Source organism: Cellulosimicrobium sp. MI9406 (assembly GCF_040595865.1).
In the GTDB taxonomy this organism is placed as follows: Bacteria; Actinomycetota; Actinomycetes; order Actinomycetales; family Cellulomonadaceae; genus Cellulosimicrobium; species Cellulosimicrobium funkei.
This window is the reverse complement of record NZ_JALIZI010000007.1, coordinates 47,892-67,861: the sequence shown is the minus strand read 5'-3', so window position 1 is coordinate 67,861 and position 19,970 is coordinate 47,892. Positions and strand designations below refer to the sequence as shown.

At 75.1% G+C, this 19,970-nt stretch carries 18 protein-coding genes; all 18 read left to right on the top strand.

The window, feature by feature from the left end:
* Positions 1-96 precede the first annotated feature (96 nt).
* The gene (locus MT994_RS13965) at positions 97-1,917 is read left to right on the top strand and encodes a penicillin-binding protein 2 (protein ID WP_354806752.1); all 1,821 of its coding nucleotides are present in this window, start codon (positions 97-99) and stop codon (positions 1,915-1,917) included.
* Between the two features lie 115 nt (positions 1,918-2,032).
* Positions 2,033-3,685 carry a UDP-N-acetylmuramoyl-L-alanyl-D-glutamate--2,6-diaminopimelate ligase gene (locus MT994_RS13960; RefSeq protein WP_354806751.1) on the top strand — a complete coding sequence of 551 codons (1,653 nt, stop codon included), beginning with the start codon at positions 2,033-2,035 and terminating at the stop codon, positions 3,683-3,685.
* Positions 3,682-5,130, top strand: a complete 1,449-nt coding sequence (gene murF, locus MT994_RS13955) for a UDP-N-acetylmuramoyl-tripeptide--D-alanyl-D-alanine ligase (protein ID WP_034650729.1) — start codon at positions 3,682-3,684, stop codon at positions 5,128-5,130. Before MT994_RS13960 ends, murF begins: the two co-directional genes overlap by 4 nt.
* Positions 5,127-6,209 carry a phospho-N-acetylmuramoyl-pentapeptide-transferase gene (mraY, locus tag MT994_RS13950; RefSeq protein ID WP_021483305.1) on the top strand — a complete coding sequence of 361 codons (1,083 nt, stop codon included), beginning with the start codon at positions 5,127-5,129 and terminating at the stop codon, positions 6,207-6,209. The genes murF and mraY overlap by 4 nt, the downstream gene beginning before the upstream one ends.
* Positions 6,209-7,657 carry a UDP-N-acetylmuramoyl-L-alanine--D-glutamate ligase gene (murD, locus tag MT994_RS13945; protein ID WP_354806749.1) on the top strand — a complete coding sequence of 483 codons (1,449 nt, stop codon included), beginning with the start codon at positions 6,209-6,211 and terminating at the stop codon, positions 7,655-7,657. The genes mraY and murD overlap by 1 nt, the downstream gene beginning before the upstream one ends.
* Positions 7,658-7,669: 12 nt before the next feature.
* Positions 7,670-9,016: a putative lipid II flippase FtsW gene (gene ftsW, locus MT994_RS13940; RefSeq protein ID WP_086151284.1), complete on the top strand. Its 1,347-nt coding sequence runs from the start codon at positions 7,670-7,672 to the stop codon at positions 9,014-9,016.
* 127 nt (positions 9,017-9,143) lie between these two features.
* Complete coding sequence (murG, locus tag MT994_RS13935; RefSeq protein WP_354806748.1) at positions 9,144-10,292, top strand: undecaprenyldiphospho-muramoylpentapeptide beta-N-acetylglucosaminyltransferase; 1,149 nt, start codon at positions 9,144-9,146, stop codon at positions 10,290-10,292.
* On the top strand, positions 10,289-11,767 hold the full coding sequence (gene murC, locus MT994_RS13930; protein WP_354806746.1) for a UDP-N-acetylmuramate--L-alanine ligase: 1,479 nt from the start codon (positions 10,289-10,291) through the stop codon (positions 11,765-11,767). Before murG ends, murC begins: the two co-directional genes overlap by 4 nt.
* 176 nt (positions 11,768-11,943) lie before the next feature.
* Positions 11,944-12,837, top strand: coding sequence for a cell division protein FtsQ/DivIB (locus MT994_RS13925; RefSeq protein ID WP_354806744.1), 894 nt, complete (start codon positions 11,944-11,946; stop codon positions 12,835-12,837).
* 149 nt (positions 12,838-12,986) lie between these two features.
* Positions 12,987-14,324 carry a cell division protein FtsZ gene (gene ftsZ / locus MT994_RS13920; RefSeq protein ID WP_076406550.1) on the top strand — a complete coding sequence of 446 codons (1,338 nt, stop codon included), beginning with the start codon at positions 12,987-12,989 and terminating at the stop codon, positions 14,322-14,324.
* A 34-nt stretch (positions 14,325-14,358) separates the two neighbouring features.
* The gene (locus tag MT994_RS13915; protein WP_228485308.1) at positions 14,359-15,165 is read left to right on the top strand and encodes a polyphenol oxidase family protein; all 807 of its coding nucleotides are present in this window, start codon (positions 14,359-14,361) and stop codon (positions 15,163-15,165) included.
* A gap of 139 nt (positions 15,166-15,304) precedes the next feature.
* A complete protein-coding gene (gene sepF, locus MT994_RS13910) occupies positions 15,305-15,790 on the top strand; it encodes a cell division protein SepF (RefSeq protein ID WP_034652914.1) in 486 nt (161 codons plus the stop codon).
* A 151-nt stretch (positions 15,791-15,941) separates the two neighbouring features.
* Positions 15,942-16,232, top strand: a complete 291-nt coding sequence (locus MT994_RS13905) for a YggT family protein (RefSeq protein WP_021482710.1) — start codon at positions 15,942-15,944, stop codon at positions 16,230-16,232.
* A gap of 226 nt (positions 16,233-16,458) precedes the next feature.
* Entirely contained in the window at positions 16,459-17,133 is a 675-nt protein-coding gene (locus MT994_RS13900) for a DivIVA domain-containing protein (protein ID WP_021482711.1), read from the top strand.
* Positions 17,134-17,271: 138 nt separating this feature from the next.
* Positions 17,272-17,733 carry a TraR/DksA C4-type zinc finger protein gene (locus tag MT994_RS13895; protein WP_021482712.1) on the top strand — a complete coding sequence of 154 codons (462 nt, stop codon included), beginning with the start codon at positions 17,272-17,274 and terminating at the stop codon, positions 17,731-17,733.
* Positions 17,734-17,792: 59 nt separating this feature from the next.
* Positions 17,793-18,479 (top strand): signal peptidase II, encoded by a 687-nt coding sequence (locus tag MT994_RS13890; RefSeq protein ID WP_354806743.1) that lies wholly within the window; start codon positions 17,793-17,795, stop codon positions 18,477-18,479.
* Complete coding sequence (locus MT994_RS13885; RefSeq protein ID WP_043655591.1) at positions 18,476-19,405, top strand: RluA family pseudouridine synthase; 930 nt, start codon at positions 18,476-18,478, stop codon at positions 19,403-19,405. The genes MT994_RS13890 and MT994_RS13885 overlap by 4 nt, the downstream gene beginning before the upstream one ends.
* A complete protein-coding gene (locus MT994_RS13880; protein ID WP_354806742.1) occupies positions 19,402-19,923 on the top strand; it encodes a GNAT family N-acetyltransferase in 522 nt (173 codons plus the stop codon). The genes MT994_RS13885 and MT994_RS13880 overlap by 4 nt, the downstream gene beginning before the upstream one ends.
* Positions 19,924-19,970 lie beyond the last annotated feature (47 nt).

Sequence of the window (19,970 nt, the reverse complement as noted above, 5' to 3'; positions counted from 1 at the left end):
ACCGCCGCGGGGCGCGGCACGTCCGGTCGTGCCTCGACGGCGCGCACCACGTCCGGTCGCACGTCGTCCACGCGCAGCACGTCGGGGCGCGCCCCGGTGTCGCGCGCTCCGCGCGGCGCCGGCCGCCCGCCGGCCCGTCCGGCCCGGGGGACCCGCGAGCCGGGCCGGCCCGAGCGTCGGCAGCGCTGGCTCATCGTCGTCGCGGGCGTGATCACCGCGGTGTTCATCGCGCAGCTCGTCAACGTCCAGGTGCTCCGCGGGCCCGCGCTCGCGGCCGAGGCCCAGAACGACCGCACGCGCAGCTCGACGACGATCGCGCACCGCGGCGACATCACGGACGCCGACGGCGTGGTGCTCGCGACCTCGGTGGACCGGTACACCGTCGCGGCCGACCTCCAGGCGATCGCGCGCTTCGAGCCCCGGACCGGCGACCTGGTCAACGGCGAGCCGCTCGAGGAGGGCGGCGCGGTGGGCGTCGCGAAGCTGCTCGCCCCGATCCTCGACCGGTCCGCGGTCGAGCTGGCGGCCGACCTCGTCGGCACGTCGCGGTACCTCGTCCTCGAGAAGGACGTCACCCCCGAGGTGCAGCGCCAGATCGCCGACCTGCGGCTGTCCGCGTTCGTCAGCACGACGATGACGAGCGAGCGCACCTACCCGGCGGGCACGGTCGCCGGCAACCTCGTGGGCTTCGTCAACGACGAGCAGACGGGCGGGGGCGGCATCGAGGCGTCGTACGACGACGTCCTGGCCGGGACGCCGGGCTCGCGCCGGTGCGAGGCAGGGCTCGGCGGACAGCTCATCCCGACGGGTCGGTGCGACGTCGTCGAGGCGGTGCCCGGCCTGAACGTGCGCCTCACGACCGTGCGCGACGTGCAGTGGAAGGCTCAGGACGCGATCGACCGGGCGGTGAGCGAGACCGGGGCGGAGTACGCGATCGCCGTCGTGCAGGACGTCCGCACGGGCGAGGTGCTCGCGCTCGCGGACTCGGGCACGGTGAACCCGAACGACCGCTCGACGGACGCCGTCGCCCGCCCGAGCCGCGCCGTCGCGAACGTGTTCGACCCCGGGTCGACGGGCAAGGTCATCACGATGGCCGCGGCCATCGAGGGCGGCCACGCGGACGCCGGGTCGCGGTTCGAGGTGCCCGACCGCTACACCACCCCGAACGGTCAGACGTTCAAGGACTCGCACGACCACCCCGTCGAGCGCCTGACGCTCGCGGGCATCCTCGCGGAGTCGTCGAACACGGGCACGGTCCAGGTCGGCGAGAAGATCCCCAAGCAGGTCCGCTACGACTACCTGCGGAAGTTCGGCTTCGGCCAGAAGTCCGGCCTCGGGCTGCCCGGCGAGTCGGCGGGCATCCTGCACCCGGCGGACTCGTGGGACGGCCGCACCGAGTACGCCGTGCTCTTCGGCCAGAGCGTGTCGGTCAACGCGATCCAGGCGACGAGCGTCTTCTCGACGATCGCGAACGGCGGGGTCCGCGCGACGCCGAGCATCGTCGCCGGGACGACGGACGAGCGCGGCGAGCTCGTGCCCGCGGAGCGTCCGGCGCCGGAGCGCGTCGTGTCCCAGGAGACGGCGGACACGGTGCTGCACATGATGGAGTCCGTCGTGGAGGAGGGCACCGGCTCGAGCGCCTCGGTGCCCGGCTACCGCGTCGCGGGCAAGACCGGCACCGCGGAGGCGGCGGGCGACGACGGGCGGCTGTCCGGGATCATGGCGTCGTTCATCGGCGTCGCGCCCGCGGACGACCCCCGGTTCACCGTGTCGGTCTTCCTCAAGAACCCGCACTCGTCGATCTTCGGCGGCGTCGTCGCGGCCCCGGTGTTCAGCGAGATCATGGGCTTCACCCTCGAGCACGAGGGCGTCCAGCCGAGCACCGAGCCCTACGTGCCGCTCCCGACGACGTGGTGAACCTCACCGCCCCTCTCCCGGTCCCCGGTGAAGGTCCCGTGAAGCGCGCTCCCGCCCGGGTGCAGCGCCCCGCGGGCTTGCGGGGCGGCCCGTCCCGGCACGGTAGGTTCTACACGTGACATCCCCGATCGACCGTCTTCGCCCGGCCACGACCACCCGTCGGTCGGTGGCGGACCTGGCAGCACGGTTCGGGCTCGACGTCCGTGCGGGTGGCGCGGCCGCCGCACCGGCCTCCGCCGAGGTGTGGTCGGTGGCGTCGGACGACCGCGCCGCCGACGCGGGCGACCTCTTCGTGGCGCTGCCCGGCGCCCGGGCGCACGGGGCGCGGTTCGCGCCCGCCGCCGTGGGCCGCGGCGCCCGTGCCGTCCTCACGGACGCCGAGGGCGCCGACCTGCTCGCGGACGCCGGCCTCGACGTGCCGGTGCTCGTCGCCCCCGACCCCCGCGCGCTCCTCGGCCCCGTCGCGGCCTGGGTGTACGGCGCCCCCGCGCAGGACCTCACGACGTTCGGCGTGACGGGCACGAACGGCAAGACCACGACGACGTACCTCGTCGACCACGCGCTGCGCGCGCTCGGCTGGACGGGCGGCCTCATCGGCACCGTGGAGATGCGCTCCGGCGACCGGGTGCTGCCGAGCCGCCTGACGACCCCGGAGGCGGCCGACCTCCAGGCGCTGCTCGCTGCGATGCGCGAGGACGGGGTGCGCACGCTCGCGATGGAGGTCTCGTCCCACGCGCTCGCGCTCCACCGCGTCGACGGGCTCGTCTACGACGTCGTGGGCTTCACGAACCTCAGCCAGGACCACCTCGACTTCCACGGCGACCTCCAGGAGTACTTCGAGGCCAAGGCGCTGCTGTTCACGCCCGAGCACGCGCGCCGCGGCGTCGTGGTGGTCGACGACGCGTGGGGCGAGCGCATGGTCTCGGCCGCGCGCGTCCCGGTCGCGACGCTGCGCGTGAGCTCGACCACGGGCGACGAGCAGCCCGCGGCGGACTGGACCGTGCACGACGTCGAGCCGTCGGAGGCGGGTGGCTCGGCGTTCACGCTGCGGCACCGCGACGGCCGGAGCGTGCGCACGACGACGTCGCTGCCCGGGCACTTCAACGTCGCCAACGCCGCCCTCGCCCTGGCCCTCGTGCTCGAGGCGGGCACGGACGCGCGCGACCTCGAGACGGCGCTCGCGGCGTCCGGCGGGCTCGACCCGGCGGTCCCGGGCCGTATGGAGGTCGTCTCGGAGCCACCCCACCGGCCGCGCGTCGTCGTCGACTTCGCCCACAACCCGGACGCCCTCGCCCTCGCGCTCGACGCGCTGCGGCCCACCACGCCGGGCAAGCTCGTGGTCGTGTTCGGCGCGACCGGCGACCGGGACCGCGGCAAGCGGCCCACGATGGGCGGCGTCGCGGTCGAGGGCGCCGACGTCGTGGTCGTGACCGACGACGACCCGCACGGCGAGGACCCGGCCGCGATCCGCGCGGAGGTGCTGCCCGGCGCCCACGCGGCGCGCGAGGCCACGGCCGCCGCACCCGAGCCGCGCGACGTCGTCGTGCTCGAGGTCGCGCCCCGCGCCCGGGCGATCCGCGAGGCGATCCTCGCCGCGGGCCCGGACGACACGGTGCTCGTCGCGGGCCGCGGCCACGAGGTGTGGCAGGAGATCGCCGGCGTCGACCACCCCCTGGACGACCGCGTCGAGGCGCGGGCCGCGCTCGAGGAGCGCCCCGCGACGACGCCGCCCCACGACACCCCCGACCTGAAGGAGCACCACGCATGATCGAGCTCACTGCGGCGCAGGTGGCCGCAGCGACCGGCGGACGCCTGTCCGCCGACCCGGAGGTCCGGGTCGGGGGGCCCGTCGTCGTCGACTCGCGCCGGGTCGCGCCGGGGTCGCTCTTCGTGGCGCTGCCGGGCGAGCACGTCGACGGTCACGACTACGCCGCCGGTGCCGTCGAGGCGGGCGCGACGCTCGTCCTCGCCGCGCGCGAGCTCGACGTGCCGTGCGTCGTCGTGGACGACGTCCAGGCCGCGCTCGGCGAGCTGGCCCGCCACGTGCTCGCGACGCTGCGCGAGCGCGGAGACCTGCGCGTGGTCGGCGTCACGGGTTCCGTGGGCAAGACCACGACGAAGGACCTGCTCGGCCAGCTCCTGCGCCCCGAGGGCCCCACCGTGGTGCCGCGCGGGTCGTTCAACAACGAGATCGGCCTGCCGCTCACGGTGCTGGAGGCCGACGAGTCCACGCGCTTCCTCGTGCTCGAGATGGGCGCGAGCGGCGTGGGCCACCTCACCTACCTCACGCGCATCGCGCCCCCGGACGTCTCGGTCGTGCTCGTCGTGGGCAGCGCCCACCTCGGCGAGTTCGGCGGGATCGAGGCCGTGGCGCGCGCCAAGTCCGAGATCGTCACGGGCCTCGCGCCCGGCGGCGTCGCCGTGCTCAACGCCGACGACCTGCGGGTCGCGGCGATGGCCGACGTCGCGCCGGGGGAGGTCGTCACGTTCGGGACGATCCCCGCGGCGGACGTGCGCGCGGAGGACCTGGGCATCGACCGCACGGGCCGGGCGTCCTTCACGCTGCGCGTGCGCCCCGGCGCGTCGGGCGACGCGACGCGCGGCGAGGGCACGAGCGCGCGCGTGACCCTCGGCCTCGTCGGCGAGCACCACGTGACGAACGCGCTCGCGGCCGCGACGGCCGCGCTGCGCCTCGGCGTCGCGCTGCCCGACGTCGTGGCCCGGCTGTCCGACGCGCGTGCCCTGAGCCCGCACCGGATGCAGGTCACCGAGCGTCCCGACGGCATCACGGTGATCGACGACTCCTACAACGCCAACCCGGACTCGATGCGCGCCGCGCTCAAGGCGCTCGCCGTCATGGCGGGGCGCGACCGGCGGTCCGTCGCGGTGCTCGGCGAGATGCTGGAGCTCGGCGAGGACTCGCGCGTCGCGCACGACGACATCGGCCGGCTCGTGGTCCGATTGAACGTCAAGCTGCTCGTCGTGGTCGGCGAGGGTGCCGGCGGGATCCACGACGGTGCGACCCAGGAGGGGTCGTGGGGCGACGAGACGCGCTTCGTCCCCGACGTCGAGGCGGCGTCCGCGCTGCTGCGCGACGAGCTGCAGGAGGGGGACGTCGTGCTCGTGAAGGCCTCGAACGGGTCCGGGCTGTGGCGGCTCGGCGACGAGCTGGCGGCCGCGGGCGCCGGTGCGGCAGGAGGTGAACGCGCGTGATCGCGATCATCGTCGCGGCGGGCGTCTCCCTGCTCGTCGCGCTCTTCGGGACGCCGCTGTTCATCCGGTTCCTCGTGCACCGCAACTACGGGCAGTTCGTCCGCCAGGACGGCCCGACGGCGCACTTCACCAAGCGCGGGACGCCCACGATGGGCGGGGTCGTCATCATCGGCGCCACGCTGCTCGGCTGGGCGATGTCGTACGTCGTCTCGGGGCGGTTCCCGAGCGTGTCCGCCCTGCTCGTCCTGTTCCTCATGACGGGGCTCGGGATCGTCGGCTTCCTCGACGACTTCACGAAGATCCGCAAGCAGCGCAGCCTCGGGCTCACGGCCCGCGCGAAGATCATCGGCCAGGGCGCGGTCGGGATCGCGTTCGCGGTGCTCGCGCTGCAGTTCCCCAACGAGCACGGCCGCACGCCGGCGTCGACGCGCATCTCCTTCCTGCGCGACACGAACCTCGACCTCGCGTTCGCGGGCGTCACGGTCGGGCTGATCCTGTTCGTGCTCTGGGCCAACTTCCTCATCACCGCGTGGTCGAACGCGGTCAACCTCACCGACGGTCTCGACGGGCTCGCGACGGGCGTCTCGCTCATCGTGTTCGGCTCGTACGTGCTCGTGGGCATCTGGCAGCTCAACCAGACCTGCCAGCGCCTCGCGTCGGCCGGGCCGAGCTGCTACGAGACGCGCGACCCGCAGGACCTCGCGATCGTGGCCGCCGCGATCGTGGGCGCGTGCTTCGGGTTCCTGTGGTGGAACGCGAGCCCCGCGAAGATCTTCATGGGCGACACGGGCTCGCTCGCGCTCGGCGGCGCGCTCGCCGGCCTGTCGATCCTCACGCGCACCGAGTTCCTCGCGCTCATCATCGGCGGCCTCTTCGTCATCATCGTGCTCTCCGACGTCATCCAGATCGGGTTCTTCAAGATGACCGGGCGGCGCGTGTTCAAGATGGCGCCGCTGCACCACCACTTCGAGCTGTCCGGGTGGGGCGAGGTCACGATCGTCATCCGCTTCTGGCTCATCGCCGGGCTGTTCGCGGCGCTGGGCATCGGGATCTTCTACGCCGAGTGGGTGGTCGGCTAGTGGCACGCGACCCCCACGACCTCGCCGTCCCGCTCGAGCGTGCGCGCGTCGTCGTCGCCGGCCTCGGGGTGTCCGGGCGCGCCGCCGCGGCGGCGCTCCGCCCGCGCGCGGCGTCGGTCGTCACGCTCGACGACGGCGCCGCCGATGCCGACCTGCACGACGCGGCGGACGTGGACCTCGGGGCGACGGACCTCGTCGTCGTCTCGCCGGGCTGGCGCCCGAGCCACCCGCTGCTCGTGGCCGCCGCGGAGCGCGGCGTGCCGGTGTGGAGCGAGGTCGAGCTCGCGTGGCGCCTGCGCGTCGCCGGACCGTCGGGGCGGCCCGCGCCCTGGCTCGCCGTCACCGGGACGAACGGCAAGACGACGACGGTCGAGATGCTCGAGACGATCCTGCGGACCGCGGGCCTGCGGACGGCGGCGGTCGGCAACGTCGGGACGCCCGTCGTCGAGGCCGCGCTCGACCCGACGCTCGAGGTGCTCGCGGTCGAGCTGTCGAGCTTCCAGCTCCACTTCACGCACACCACGTCCCCCGAGGCGGGCGCCGTCCTCAACGTCGCCCCCGACCACCTCGACTGGCACGGCGGGATCGACGCCTACGCGGCCGACAAGGGCCGCGTCTTCGAGGACGCCCGGGTCGCGTGCGTCTACAACGTCGCGGACCCCCGCACCGAGGCGCTCGTGCGCGAGGCGGACGTCGTCGAGGGGGCCCGGGCCGTCGGCTTCACGCTCGGCGCCCCGGCGCGCGGCCAGCTCGGCGTCATCGAGGACGTGCTCGTCGACCGCGCGTTCCACGCGCCCGCGGACGCGCCGGACCGGCACACGCACGCCGCCGAGCTCGCGACGCTCGGCGACCTGGCGCACCTCGCGGGCGCCGACGGCGTCGTGCCCGCCCACGTCGTGGCGAACGCGCTCGCCGCGGCCGCCCTCGCACGGGCGCACGGCGTCCCGGCCGTCGCCGTCCGCGACGGGCTGCGCGCGTTCCGCACGGGGTCGCACCGCATCGAGCAGGTCGCCTCGGTCGACGGCGTCGCCTACGTCGACGACTCCAAGGCGACCAACGCGCACGCCGCGTCCGCGTCCCTCGCCGCGTTCGCGCCCGGGACCGTCGTGTGGGTCGCGGGCGGCCTCGCGAAGGGAGCGTCGTTCGACGAGCTCGTCGCGGCGCGCGCCGACCGGCTGCGCGCCGTCGTGCTCATCGGCGTCGACGCCGAGCCGTTCGCCGGTGCGCTCGCCCGACACGCGCCCGATATCCCCGTCGTGCGCGTGGATCCTGGCGACACTGGGACCGTGATGCCCCGCGCCGTCGACTCCGCCCGCCGCCTCGCCCAGGCCGGCGACACGGTGCTGCTCGCGCCCGCCGGCGCGTCGATGGACCAGTTCCGCTCGTACGCCGCCCGCGGCGACGCGTTCGCCGAGGCGGCGCGCGCCCTGCGCCCCGACCACGGGTAGGCCGGGAAGCCCATGACCCAGACCGCGAACGGGCGAGGCGCGCCCTCGACGCGCACCGTCCCCCGGGCCGGCACGAGCCGGACGGTGCCGCGGGGCCGGGCGACGACCCGCGAGCCGCGACGCCCGCGGCCCGAGCCCGCCGAGCGCCCGTGGCTCGGCCAGTGGAACAGCACGGTGACGAGCTACTACCTGCTCGTCGGCGCGACGGCGCTGCTCGCGATCATCGGTCTCGTCATGGTGTTCTCCAGCTCGGCGGTCACGCAGATCGCCGCGGGCAAGTCGCCGTTCGGGGCGTTCCTCGACCAGGCGAAGTTCGCCCTCATGGGCCTGCCCGTCCTGCTCGTCGCCACGCGCGTGCCGGTCGACTGGTACAAGCGGCTCGCATGGCCCGCGCTCTTCGTGGCTCTCGGGCTGCAGATGCTCGTGTTCACGCCGCTCGCGAAGAACGTCAACGGCAACACGGGCTGGATCGACCTCGGGCTCTTCACGTTCCAGCCGGCCGAGGTCGCGAAGCTCGCGCTCGCGCTGTGGCTCGGTGTCGTGCTCGGGCGCAAGCAGCGGATGCTCGGGCAGTGGCGGCACGTGCTGATCCCCGCGGTCCCCGTCGCGGTCGCGGTCGTGGGCCTCGTGCTCGCGGGTCACGACCTCGGCACGGCGCTCGTCGTCATGGCGATCATCGCGGGTGCGTTCTTCGTCTCGGGGGCCGACGGGCGCCTGCTCGCCCTCGGGGCGGGCGGTGCCGCGTTCGTCGTCGGGTACGTCTTCATCCTCAACCAGTCGGGCGGCGACCGGCTCTCGCGCATCATGGCGACGTACCGCGAGTGCACCGACACCCTCGGCGAGTGCTACCAGTCGATGCACGGCCTCTACGCGCTCGGCACGGGCGGGCTCACGGGCGTCGGTCTCGGGGCGAGCCGCGAGAAGTGGTCGTACCTGCCGGAGGCGCACAACGACTTCATCTTCGCCGTGATCGGCGAGGAGCTCGGGCTGCTCGGCACGCTCCTGGTGCTGGGGCTGTTCGTCATCGTCGGCGTCGCCACGAGCCGGATCGTGCGCCGCCACCCCGACCCCTTCGTGAAGATCACGACGGCCGGGATCGCGTGCTGGATCGTCGGCCAGGCGTTCATCAACATCGGCGTCGTCATCGGGCTCCTGCCCGTGATCGGCGTCCCGCTGCCGCTCGTCTCGGCGGGCGGCTCCGCGCTCATCATGACGATGGCCGCGCTCGGCGTGCTCATCTCGTTCGCGCGCTCGGAACCGGGCGCGGCCGAGGCGCTCGCCGCGCGGGGGAGCGTCGTGCGGCGCTCGCTCGCCGTCGTCGGCCGGGCGGCGCGCCCCCGGCGCCGGACCGCGCGATGACCTTCCCGGCCGTCGCAGCCGCTCCGGGCGCGACGCCGGACCCGTGGGGCGCCCCGCGCCCCGCACGACAGACCTCCGCACGACGGACAGGACGCGGCACCTGCCGCAGGGAAGGACGACGAGGTACGTGACGACGATCGGTTCGGTGGTGCTCGCAGGCGGCGGGACGGCGGGGCACGTGAACCCGCTCCTCGCGGTGGCGGACGAGCTCCGGGCGCGTGAGCCCGGCGTGGTGGTGACCGCGCTCGGGGTCGCGGGCGGCCTCGAGGACGACCTGGTCCCCGCCCGGGGCTACCCGCTGCGGCACGTGCCGCGCGTCCCGCTCCCGCGCCGCCCCAGCGCGGAGTGGGTCAACCTCCCGGGACGCCTCAAGTCCGCCGTGGACGCGGCGGGCGCCGTCATCGACGAGACCGGCGCGCGCGTCGTCGTCGGCTTCGGGGGCTACGTCTCCACGCCCGCGTACCTCGCCGCGCGCCGTCGCGACGTCCCGGTCGTGATCCACGAGCAGAACGCGCGCCCCGGCCTGGCGAACCGCCTCGGTGCCCGGTGGGCCGCGCGCGTCGGCGTGACGTTCGAGGGCACGCCGCTCAAGGGCGGCGTCGTCACCGGGCTGCCGCTGCGCCGCGAGATCCAGGACCTCGTGGCCGCGCGGGCGTCGGACGCCGCCGGGGTGCGCGCGGACGCCGCGGCGCGCCTCGGCCTCGACCCCCGCGCGCGCACGCTCGTGGTCACGGGCGGCTCGCTGGGGGCGCAGAGCCTCAACGAGGCGGTCTCCGGTGCCGCCGGCGCGCTCCTGGGGGCGGGCACGCAGATCCTCCACCTGACCGGCAAGGGCAAGGACGGCGCGGTGCGCGAGGCGGCGGCCGGCGCCGTCGCGGGCCACCCCGGCGCGCGCTACGACGTGCGCGAGTACCTCGCCGAGATGCAGCTCGCGCTCGCGGTCGCGGACCTCGTCGTGTGCCGCGCGGGCGCGGGCACGGTGGGCGAGCTCGCGGCGCTGGGCATCCCGGCCGTCTATGTGCCGCTGCCCATCGGCAACGGGGAGCAGCGGCTCAACGCCGGCCCCGTCGTCGCCGCGGGTGGCGGCCTGCTCGTCGACGACGCGCAGCTCGACGCGGCGTGGGTCGCGCGCGAGGTCCCGGCGCTGCTCGGTGACCCGGGCCGGCTCGACGCGATGGCGGCGGCCGCCGCGGGCGCGGGCGTGCGCGACGGCGCCGCGCGGGTCGCGGACCTCGTCGCCGAGGCCGTCGCCGGTGCGTCGGGGGCACGGGCGTGACGGCGGCGTCGGGCGAGGGCCCGCTCGCGCTCGAGGCGCTCGGCACGGTCCACCTCGTCGGCGTCGGCGGCGCGGGGATGTCCGTCGTCGCCCGTCTCCTCGCCGCGCACGGCGTGCCCGTCCAGGGCTCCGACGCGCGCGAGGGCGACGCGCTCGCCGCCCTGCGCTCCGACGGCGTCCGGGTGTGGGTGGGGCACGACGCCGCGCACGTCGCCGGCGCGGACACCGTCGTGGTGTCGAGCGCGGTGCGCGAGACGAACCCCGAGCTCGCGGCGGCGCGCGCGGCGGGGCTGCGCGTGCTGCACCGTTCGCAGGCGCTGGCCTCGCTCATGGCGCGCGGCCGGTCCGTCGCCGTGGCGGGCGCGCACGGCAAGACCACGACGTCCGCGATGATCGCGACCGTCCTGCGCGGCGCGGGCCTCGACCCGTCGTTCGCGATCGGCGGCACGGTGCTCACCGAGGACGGCCCCGTCGCGGGCGGCCACCTCGGGTCGGACGTCCTCGTCGCCGAGGCCGACGAGTCGGACGGGTCGTTCCTCAACTACGCCCCCGACGTCGCCGTCGTCACCAACGTGGAGCCGGACCACCTCGACCACTACGGGTCCCGTGCCGCGTTCGAGCAGGCGTTCGTCGACTTCGCCGCGCGGATCGTCCCGGGCGGGACGCTCGTCGCGTGCGCCGACGACGCGGGGGCGCGCGCGCTCGCGTCGTCGCACGCCCGGGCCGGGGGAGCGGTGGTCACGTACGGCACGTCCGCGGACGCCGACGTGCGCGTCGCGGACGTGGCCCCCACCGACGAGGTGGGCCGACCCGGGGTGCGGGCGTCGCTCACGGGCACGGTCGGTGCGGCGCGCCTCGACGGGCTCGAGCTGCTGCTGCGCGTGCCGGGGCACCACAACGCGCTCAACGCGACCGCGGCCGTCGTGACGGCGGTCGTGCTCGGCGTCGACCCGGCGGCGGCGGTCGCGGCCGCACACGGCTTCCTCGGCACCGGCCGTCGTTTCGAGGCCCGCGGCCAGGCGGGCGGCGTGCGCGTCGTCGACGACTACGCGCACCACCCGACCGAGGTGGCCGCGCTGCTCGCCGCCGCCCGGCCCGTCGCGGCCGGCGGCCGGGTGCTCGTGCTGTTCCAGCCGCATCTGTACTCGCGCACCGCGACCTTCGCGCGCGAGTTCGCGGACGCGCTCGCCGGCGCGGACGAGGTCGTGGTCACGGGCGTCTACGCGGCGCGCGAGGAGCCGGACCCGGCCGTGAGCGCGCGCACGATCACCGACCTGGTCGACGCTCCCGGCGTGGTCGTCGCCGCGGTCGAGGACCGCGTCGAGGCGGCCCACCGCGTCGCGGACGCCGCCCGCCCGGGCGACCTCGTGCTCACCGTCGGGGCGGGGGACGTCACGGAGCTGGGCGCCGTCGTCCTCGAGCGCCTCGGCGCGCGTCGCGACGGTGCCCCGGCGCCCGGAGGAGGCGAGGCCTGATGCGTCCGCCGCCCCAGCCTCGTCCCGCCGCGCCGCGGCCGGGCCGGTCGGGCGCGGGCGAGCGGGCCGGACGGTCTGCGGCCCCGGGCCCCGCGAAGCCGGCCTCGAGCTCCGCGAAGCCGGCCCCGCCCGCCAGCGCGCGCCGTGCGCCGGTCGAGGACACGCCGACGCGACCGGTGCGCCGCGTCGCGGCGCCGGGCTCCGAGCTCGTGCGCTCGTCGGGCGACCGACCCGGCACCGGTCGTCCTGCGGCCGCGCGCGGTGGCGGCGGCCGGGCCACGGGCACGACGACGTCCGTACCGCGCGGCGCGTCGGCCGCCCCGATCGGGGTCGTCTCGCACGGCATGGCCGAGCGGCTCGCGGAGCGCGACGCGATGCGCCGCCACCGGGTCCGCACGCGCGTCCTCGGCTGGGTCGCGGCGCTCCTCGTCGTCGCCGGTCTCGCGTGGGTGGCGTTCTTCTCGCCCGTGCTCGGCCTCGACCTCGACAAGGTCACGGTCTCCGGCGAGGGCACGGTGATCGACCCGCAGCAGGTCCGCGACGTGGTCGCCGCCGCGGACGGCGTGCCGCTGCCGCGGCTCGACACGGTCGCGCTGCGCGAGCAGGTGCTCGACCTCAACGGCGTGCGCGACGTCGAGATCCGGCGTGCATGGCCCTCGGGGCTCGCCGTGCTCCTCGAGTCGCGCGAGCCCGTCGTGGCGGTGCCCGTGGACGACGGCTTCGCGCTGCTCGACGCCGACGGCGTCCACGTGCGCACGGACCCGGTCGTGCCCGAGGGGCTGCCGGAGATCGACGCGCCGCTCGACGACCAGGGGGCGCGGGCGCTCGACGCCGCGCTCGTGCTGCTCAACGCGCTCCCGGCGGACCTCCACGCGCAGGTCGCGGAGGTCTCGGCGCCGACGCGCGACGCGGTCCGCATGACGCTGCGGGACGGCGTCGTCGTCGAGTGGGGGAGCTCCGAGGAGGCGGCGCTGAAGGTGCGCGTCCTGCAGACGCTCCGGGCCGTCCCGGAGAACGCGGGGGTCACCGTGTACGACGTCTCGGCCCCCCGGCTCCCGGTGACGCGGTGAATGCGCGCGTGGCGATCCCCGACACGCGCGAGACGGTCGTTGATGATGGGCACGTCGACACCTACGGTCGACCCATGAACGACCTGACATAACTATAACCCTCTACTTGAGGGTGAAGGTTCAGGGCTGACCGATCGAGAGGCATTGACGTGGCAACTCCGCAGAACTACCTAGCAGTGATCAAGGTGGTCGGCATCGGCGGTGGGGGCGTGAACGCCGTCAACCGGATGATCGAGGTCGGCCTCAAGGGTGTCGAGTTCATCGCCATCAACACGGACGCCCAGGCGCTCCTCATGTCCGACGCGGACGTCAAGCTCGACGTCGGCCGCGAGCTCACGCGCGGTCTCGGCGCCGGCGCCGACCCGGAGGTCGGCAAGAAGGCGGCCGAGGACCACGCCGAGGAGATCGAGGACGTGCTGCGCGGCGCGGACATGGTCTTCGTCACGGCAGGCGAGGGCGGCGGCACCGGCACGGGCGGCGCACCGGTCGTCGCCCGCATCGCGCGCTCGCTCGGCGCGCTGACCGTCGGCGTCGTGACGCGGCCCTTCACGTTCGAGGGCCGCCGCCGCTCGGTCCAGGCGGACCAGGGCATCGAGAACCTGCGCAACGAGGTCGACACCCTTATCGTCATCCCGAACGACCGCCTCCTGTCGATGTCGGACCGCAACGTCAGCGCGCTGCAGGCGTTCCACCAGGCCGACCAGGTGCTGCTGTCCGGTGTCCAGGGCATCACCGACCTCATCACGACCCCCGGTCTCATCAACCTCGACTTCGCGGACGTCAAGTCCGTCATGCAGGGCGCGGGCAGCGCCCTCATGGGCATCGGCAACGCGCGGGGCGACGACCGCGCGGTCCAGGCCGCCGAGATGGCGATCTCGTCGCCGCTCCTCGAGGCGAGCATCGACGGCGCCCACGGCGTGCTGCTCTCCATCCAGGGTGGTTCCGACCTCGGCCTGTTCGAGATCAACGAGGCGGCGCGCCTGGTCCACGAGGCAGCGCACACCGAGGCGAACATCATCTTCGGCGCCGTGATCGACGACGCGCTGGGCGACGAGGTCCGTGTCACCGTCATCGCGGCCGGCTTCGACGGCGGCGCCCCGCAGGTGCGGGGCGACGCGCGGGCGCTCGGCCAGGTGGCCGGAGCGCAGCGTCCCGCGACGAGCGCGATCCCGGTCGTGCCCGCCGCGCGGGCCGTGCCGCCGGCACCGACGACGGGCGCGCACACGCTGCCGCGGCCGGTCGTGCCGATCCAGCCGGAGGCCGACGACGTCCCCGTCACGCTCGACGGCGGTCACGGCCCGGTGCCGGTGCAGCCGGTCGCCCCCGCGCCGTTCACCGTGGTCGGTTCCGGCGACGCCGGGAACCACAACGCGGAGGCCGTGCCGGGCGGTCAGAACGAGGGCGTCGACGTGCCCCCGCGGATCTTCGACGAGGAGCCCCCGCGCCGCAAGGTCGAGGAGCTCGACGTGCCCGACTTCCTCAAGTGACGGTGCGCGACCGCGTGGCGCGGTGCGGGGCCGTGTGAGCGCCGGGACCGTGCAGGACGGGAGGGGTGGTGCCGACGGCGCCGCCCCTCCCGTCGTGCTCGAGGTGGACCTCGGGCCGGGGGCGCGCGCCGGCTTCACGACGCGCGACGGCGGGCTCTCGCCGGCGCCGTGGGACACGCTCAACCTCGGCCTGAACGTGACCGACGACGCCGACCGGGTGCGCGCCAACCGTGCACGCGCGGCCGCGTGGCTCGGCGTCCCGGCGTCCTTCGCGACGCAGGTGCACGGCACCCGCGTCGCGACGGTGGAGCCGGTCGCGCGCGGTGCGGACCCCGTCGACACGGTGGGGGAGGCGGACGCCCTCGTCGCCCCGTCCCGCGGCACGGGCCTGGGCGTCCTCGTGGCCGACTGCGTGCCCGTCCTCCTCGCGGACGCCGAGGCGGGCGTCGTCGGCGTCGCGCACGCCGGGCGCCGCGGCCTCGCGCACGGGGTGGTCGACGCGGCGCTGGCCGCCCTCGTCGCCGCCGGCGCGCGGGTCGACCGGGTGCGGGCCGCCGTCGGGCCGAGCGCGTGCGGGCGGTGCTACGAGGTGCCCGCGTGGATGCGCGACGACGTCGCGCTCGCGCGTCCGGCCACGTGGTCGACGACGTCCTGGGGGACGCCGGCGCTCGACCTGCCCGCCGGGGTCGTCGCCGACCTCGTCGCGGCGGGCGTGGCGGACGTCGTGCGCGTCCCGGCGTGCACGATCGAGGACGAGCGGTTCTTCTCGCACCGTCGGGCGGCGCGCCGCGGCACGACGACCGGCCGGTTCGCCGGGCTCGTGGCGCTCACCGGCACCTGAGCGGGCTCGGTCCGACCTCCGCACGAGGTTGCGCACGCCGGGCGTGTCGTCCGGGGCTCGCCGCGCACCCTCGGTTAGCGTGAACGCACCGGTCCGACGGCCGGTGGACCGAGGATCGATCGAGGACGGAGCAAGGCCCATGGCGGGAGCGCTGCGCAAGACCATGCTGTATCTGGGCCTCGCTGATGATCGCGGCGAGGACGAGCAGGACGAGTACGTCGACGAGCTCGACGAGACGGGGGCGGACGTGGCGCACGACTACCAGGCACCGGTGACGCCGCTGCACCGCGCGCTCGGGCCGCGCGAGGTGCCGCAGACGAGCATGTCGGCGGCCGAGCTGCGGCGGATCACGACCGTGCACCCGCGGTCGTACAACGACGCGCGCGTGATCGGCGAGGCGTTCCGCGGCGGCACCCCCGTGATCATGAACCTCTCGGACATGGACGACGCGGACGCGAAGCGCCTCGTCGACTTCTCCGCGGGCCTCATCTTCGGGCTGCACGGGGCCATCGAGCGCGTCACCAACAAGGTGTTCCTGCTCTCGCCCGAGCACGTCGAGATCACCGGCGAGGAGCAGGCCGCCGCGCCGGCCCCCGGTCGCGCGGGCTTCTACAACCAGAGCTGAGCGTGCGCGCGGCGCGGTGCACCCGCCGAGCACGCGCCGCACGCACGGAGGGACGGGCGCGGTGACGCGCCCGTCCCTCCTGCGCGTCCGCCCTGGGCGTAGCGCGTGTCCCCGGCGGGGCCGGGGGCGGTGCGTCTGGCACAGTTGACCCGTGATCTGGGACCTCATCACAGGCATCGTCGGATTCCTGCTCTGGCTCTACCTGCTGCTGCTCATCGGTCGGCTCGTGTTCGACTGGGTGCAGTTCTTCGCGCGCGACTGGAGGCCCCGGGGGGTCCTGCTGGTGCTCGCCGAGGTGATCTACTCGGCGACGGACCCGCCCCTGCGCGCGCTGCGCCGACTCATCCCGCCGCTCTCGCTGGGTCAGGTGCGCCTCGACCTCGCGTTCATCATCCTGTTCTTCGCGGTGACGATCGCGGCGCAGATCGTGTCCTCGCTCTGAGACGCACGTCACCCGATCGGGGTATCCGGACGGCCCGGACCAGGCCGCTACGTCCGGTTCGCCCCGACCCCCACCGCACGCCCGCGCACGCTGCACGCCGTCGGCACGGTTCCGACGGCGCGCGACGGCGCGGCTGCACCCGCCCCTGAGGGCAATGTCCGCTACTTTGGAGTCTGGTGATCGCGAGGTCGCCCGGACCGACACGCAAACGCTATGAGGTGAACCGATGGCACTGCTCACTGCAGAGGACATCCTGAACAAGAAGTTCTCGGCGACGAAGTTCCGCGAGGGCTACGACGTCGAAGAGGTCGACGACTTCTTGGACGAGGTGGTGAGGACCCTCAACTCCGTGCAGGAGGAGAACGAGGACCTCAAGGCGAAGCTCGCTGCGGCGGAGCGTCGTCTCGCCGAGCTCAGCCGGGCCGACGCGTCCAGCGCTGCGGTGCAGCCCCCCGTCGTCGAGACGCCGAAGGCGCCCGAGCCGGAGCCGGAGCCCGTGCGCCCCGCCCCGATCTCGCAGGCCGTCGTCACGAAGAACGCGGCGGAGCCCGAGTCGGCGACGGGCATGCTCCAGCTGGCCCAGAAGCTGCACGACGACTACGTGCGCTCCGGCCAGGAGGAGGGCGACCGCCTCATCGCGGAGGCCAAGGAGGAGGGCTCGCGCATCGTGCGCGAGGCCGAGGAGACCTCGCACCGTACGCTCTCGCAGCTCGAGCAGGAGCGTTCGCTCCTCGAGCGCAAGATCGACGAGCTGCGGATCTTCGAGCGCGACTACCGCACGCGTCTCAAGAGCTACCTGCAGAACCTGCTGGGCGACCTGGACAACCGGGGCAGCGCCCTCCCGCCGCGCAGCAACGTCGGCGGGGCGAGCCGCACGAGCGACCTGGCTCCCGGCATCTAGCACCTGCGTCGACCGTCCGGCAGCGGCCGGTACGCCACGCACCTGCGCCTTCTCTCCCGCCTCGGCGGACCGGCGTGGTGTGTTGTGCGTACCGGCCGCTGCGTCTACTCTCGCGTGACTCGAACTTGGAGGGGCGACATGACCAAGCTCACCACCGCGGCCCGTTCGGCCGTGCGCGACCGTTTCCCGAACCTCGCGAAGGACGTCAAGTCCTTCCCCGTGCGCGACGGGGAGGAGCCCTGGACCCTGCGGGAGGCCGAGGAGCTCGCCGCGGAGCTGCTGGCCGAGAAGGAGCGGCTGGAGGGGGAGCTCGCCGTCGCGGACGAGGAGCTGTCGAACCTCCTGCGACACTCCGGTGACGGTGCCGGCGACGACCAGGCCGACTCCGGGTCCAGCGCCCTCGAGCGAGAGCAGGAGCTGACGCTCGTCAACAACGTGCGCGACCTCCTCGCGCAGACGTCGCACGCGCTCGACCGCATCGCGGCCGGCACGTACGCGACGTGCGAGGAGACCGGGCTGCCGATCGGCAAGGCGCGCCTGCAGGCGTTCCCGCGCGCGAACCTCTCCGTCGAGGCCAAGCAGCGCGCCGAGCGGCGCTGAGCACCGGGCCGTCGCGGGGCCGCGTCGACCGGGGCGACGACGTGGCAGACTTGCCGCCGATGTCCACCTCTGCGCGCCCCGAGCCCACCGACCCCGCCGACGCCTCCCCGCAGGCGCCCGCCGACCCCTCCGCAGGAGCCGTCCGGCGCGGTCCGCGGCGCGTCCTCGTCGTGTGGACCGTCGTCCTCGCCGTCCTCGTCCTCGTGCTCGACCAGCTCACCAAGTGGTGGGCGGAGTCGAGCCTCACGCTGGGCGACGACACGATCCCGCTCGTGGGGTCGCTGCTCGGCCTGCGGCTCATCTACAACCCGGGCGCGGCGCTCTCCATCGCGACGGGCATGACGTGGCTCCTGACCATCGTCGTGGTCGCGGTCGTGGTCGTCATCGTGCGCATGGTGAGCCGCATCGGCTCGCGCGCGTGGGCCGTCGCGCTGGGCCTCCTGCTGGGCGGCGCGCTCGGGAACCTCGTCGACCGCTTCTTCCGGGAGCCCGGCTTCGCGCGCGGGCACGTCGTCGACTTCATCGCCTACGCGAACTGGTTCGTGGGCAACGTCGCGGACATCGCGATCGTGGCCGCGGCCGTGATGATCGCCGTCCTGTCGGTGCTCGGCATCGGGCTGGACGGGACGCGCCACGGCGGCGACGAGGCGGACCCCGGGACGAGCGCCGACGACGCCGTCGAGCCGACGTCCGGGCCCGCACCCGAGCCGACCGCCACGCGGACCGACGACGAGGGGGCGCGGTGAGCCTCCGGTCGCTCCCGGTGCCCGACGGCCTCGCGGGCGAGCGGGTCGACGCCGGGCTGTCCCGGCTCCTCGGCCTCTCGCGGACGCGGGCCGCCGAGCTCGCCGCGGGCGGTGCCGTCCGCCTCGACGGGCGCGAGGTCGGCAAGTCCGACCGGCTCGTCCCGGGAGGGTGGCTCGAGGTCGACGTGCCCGACGCCGCGCCCGCCGTCGAGGTCGTCGCGGAACCCGTGCCGGGCATGGGCATCGTGCACGACGACGACGACCTGGTGGTCGTCGACAAGCCCGTCGGGGTCGCGGCCCACCCGTCGCCGGGCTGGACGGGCCCGACCGTCGTCGGCGCCCTCGCGGCCGCGGGGTACCGGATCTCGACGTCGGGCGCCGCGGAGCGGCAGGGCATCGTGCACCGCCTCGACGCCGGGACCTCGGGACTCATGGTCGTCGCGAAGAGCGAGGTCGCGTACACCGCGCTCAAGCGCGCCTTCAAGGAGCGCACGGTCGAGAAGGTCTACCACGCGCTCGTCCAGGGCCACCCCGAGCCCACGACCGGGACGATCGACGCGCCGATCGGGCGGCACCCCAGCGCGGACTGGAAGTTCGCCGTCACGGCGGAGGGCAAGCCCTCGGTCACGCACTACGAGGTCCTCGAGATGCTGCCCGCCGCGTCCCTCGTCGAGGTGCACCTCGAGACGGGACGCACGCACCAGATCCGGGTGCACTTCTCCGCGCTGCGGCACCCGTGCGTCGGCGACCTCACGTACGGTGCCGACCCGGTGCTGGCCTCGCGCGTGTCCCTGACGCGCCAGTGGCTGCACGCGATGCGCCTCGGGTTCGAGCACCCCACGACCGGGCAGTGGCTCGAGCTGACGAGCGAGTACCCGGACGACCTCGCGCACGCGCTCGAGGTGCTGCGCGGGGCGTACGCGTGACCGTCGCCGCCTCGGGGCCGGGCGACGCCCGGCTCGCCGTGGAGCGCGTGTCCGACGACGCCGGGCTGGCCGCGGCGCACGCGCTGCGGCTCGCGGTGTTCGTCGACGAGCAGGGCGTCCCGGTCGAGGAGGAGATCGACGACCTGGACACCGCGGAGACGACCACGCACGTGCTCGTGCGGGACCGCGAGCGGGGCGGGGAGGTCGTCGGCACGGGCCGGCTCCTCACGGACCCCGCGCACCCGGGCGAGGTGCACGTCGGCCGGGTCGCGGTCGCCGCGGTCGCGCGCGGCACCGGCGCGGGAGCCGCGGTGATGCGCGCGCTGGAGCGGATCGCGCTCGCCGAGCACGCGGTCCCGGGACCGGACGGACGCCGCGCCGTGCGCGTCCTCCTCTCCGCCCAGGTCCAGGCGATCGGCTTCTACGAGCGGCTCGGGTACGCCGTGTCCGGGCCCGTCTACCTCGACGCGGGCATCGACCACCGCGACGCCGCGAAGACCCTCACGACCGACGTCTGACGTGCCGTACGACGCGCCGCGGCCACGCCGGGGTGTGGGTGGGGCAC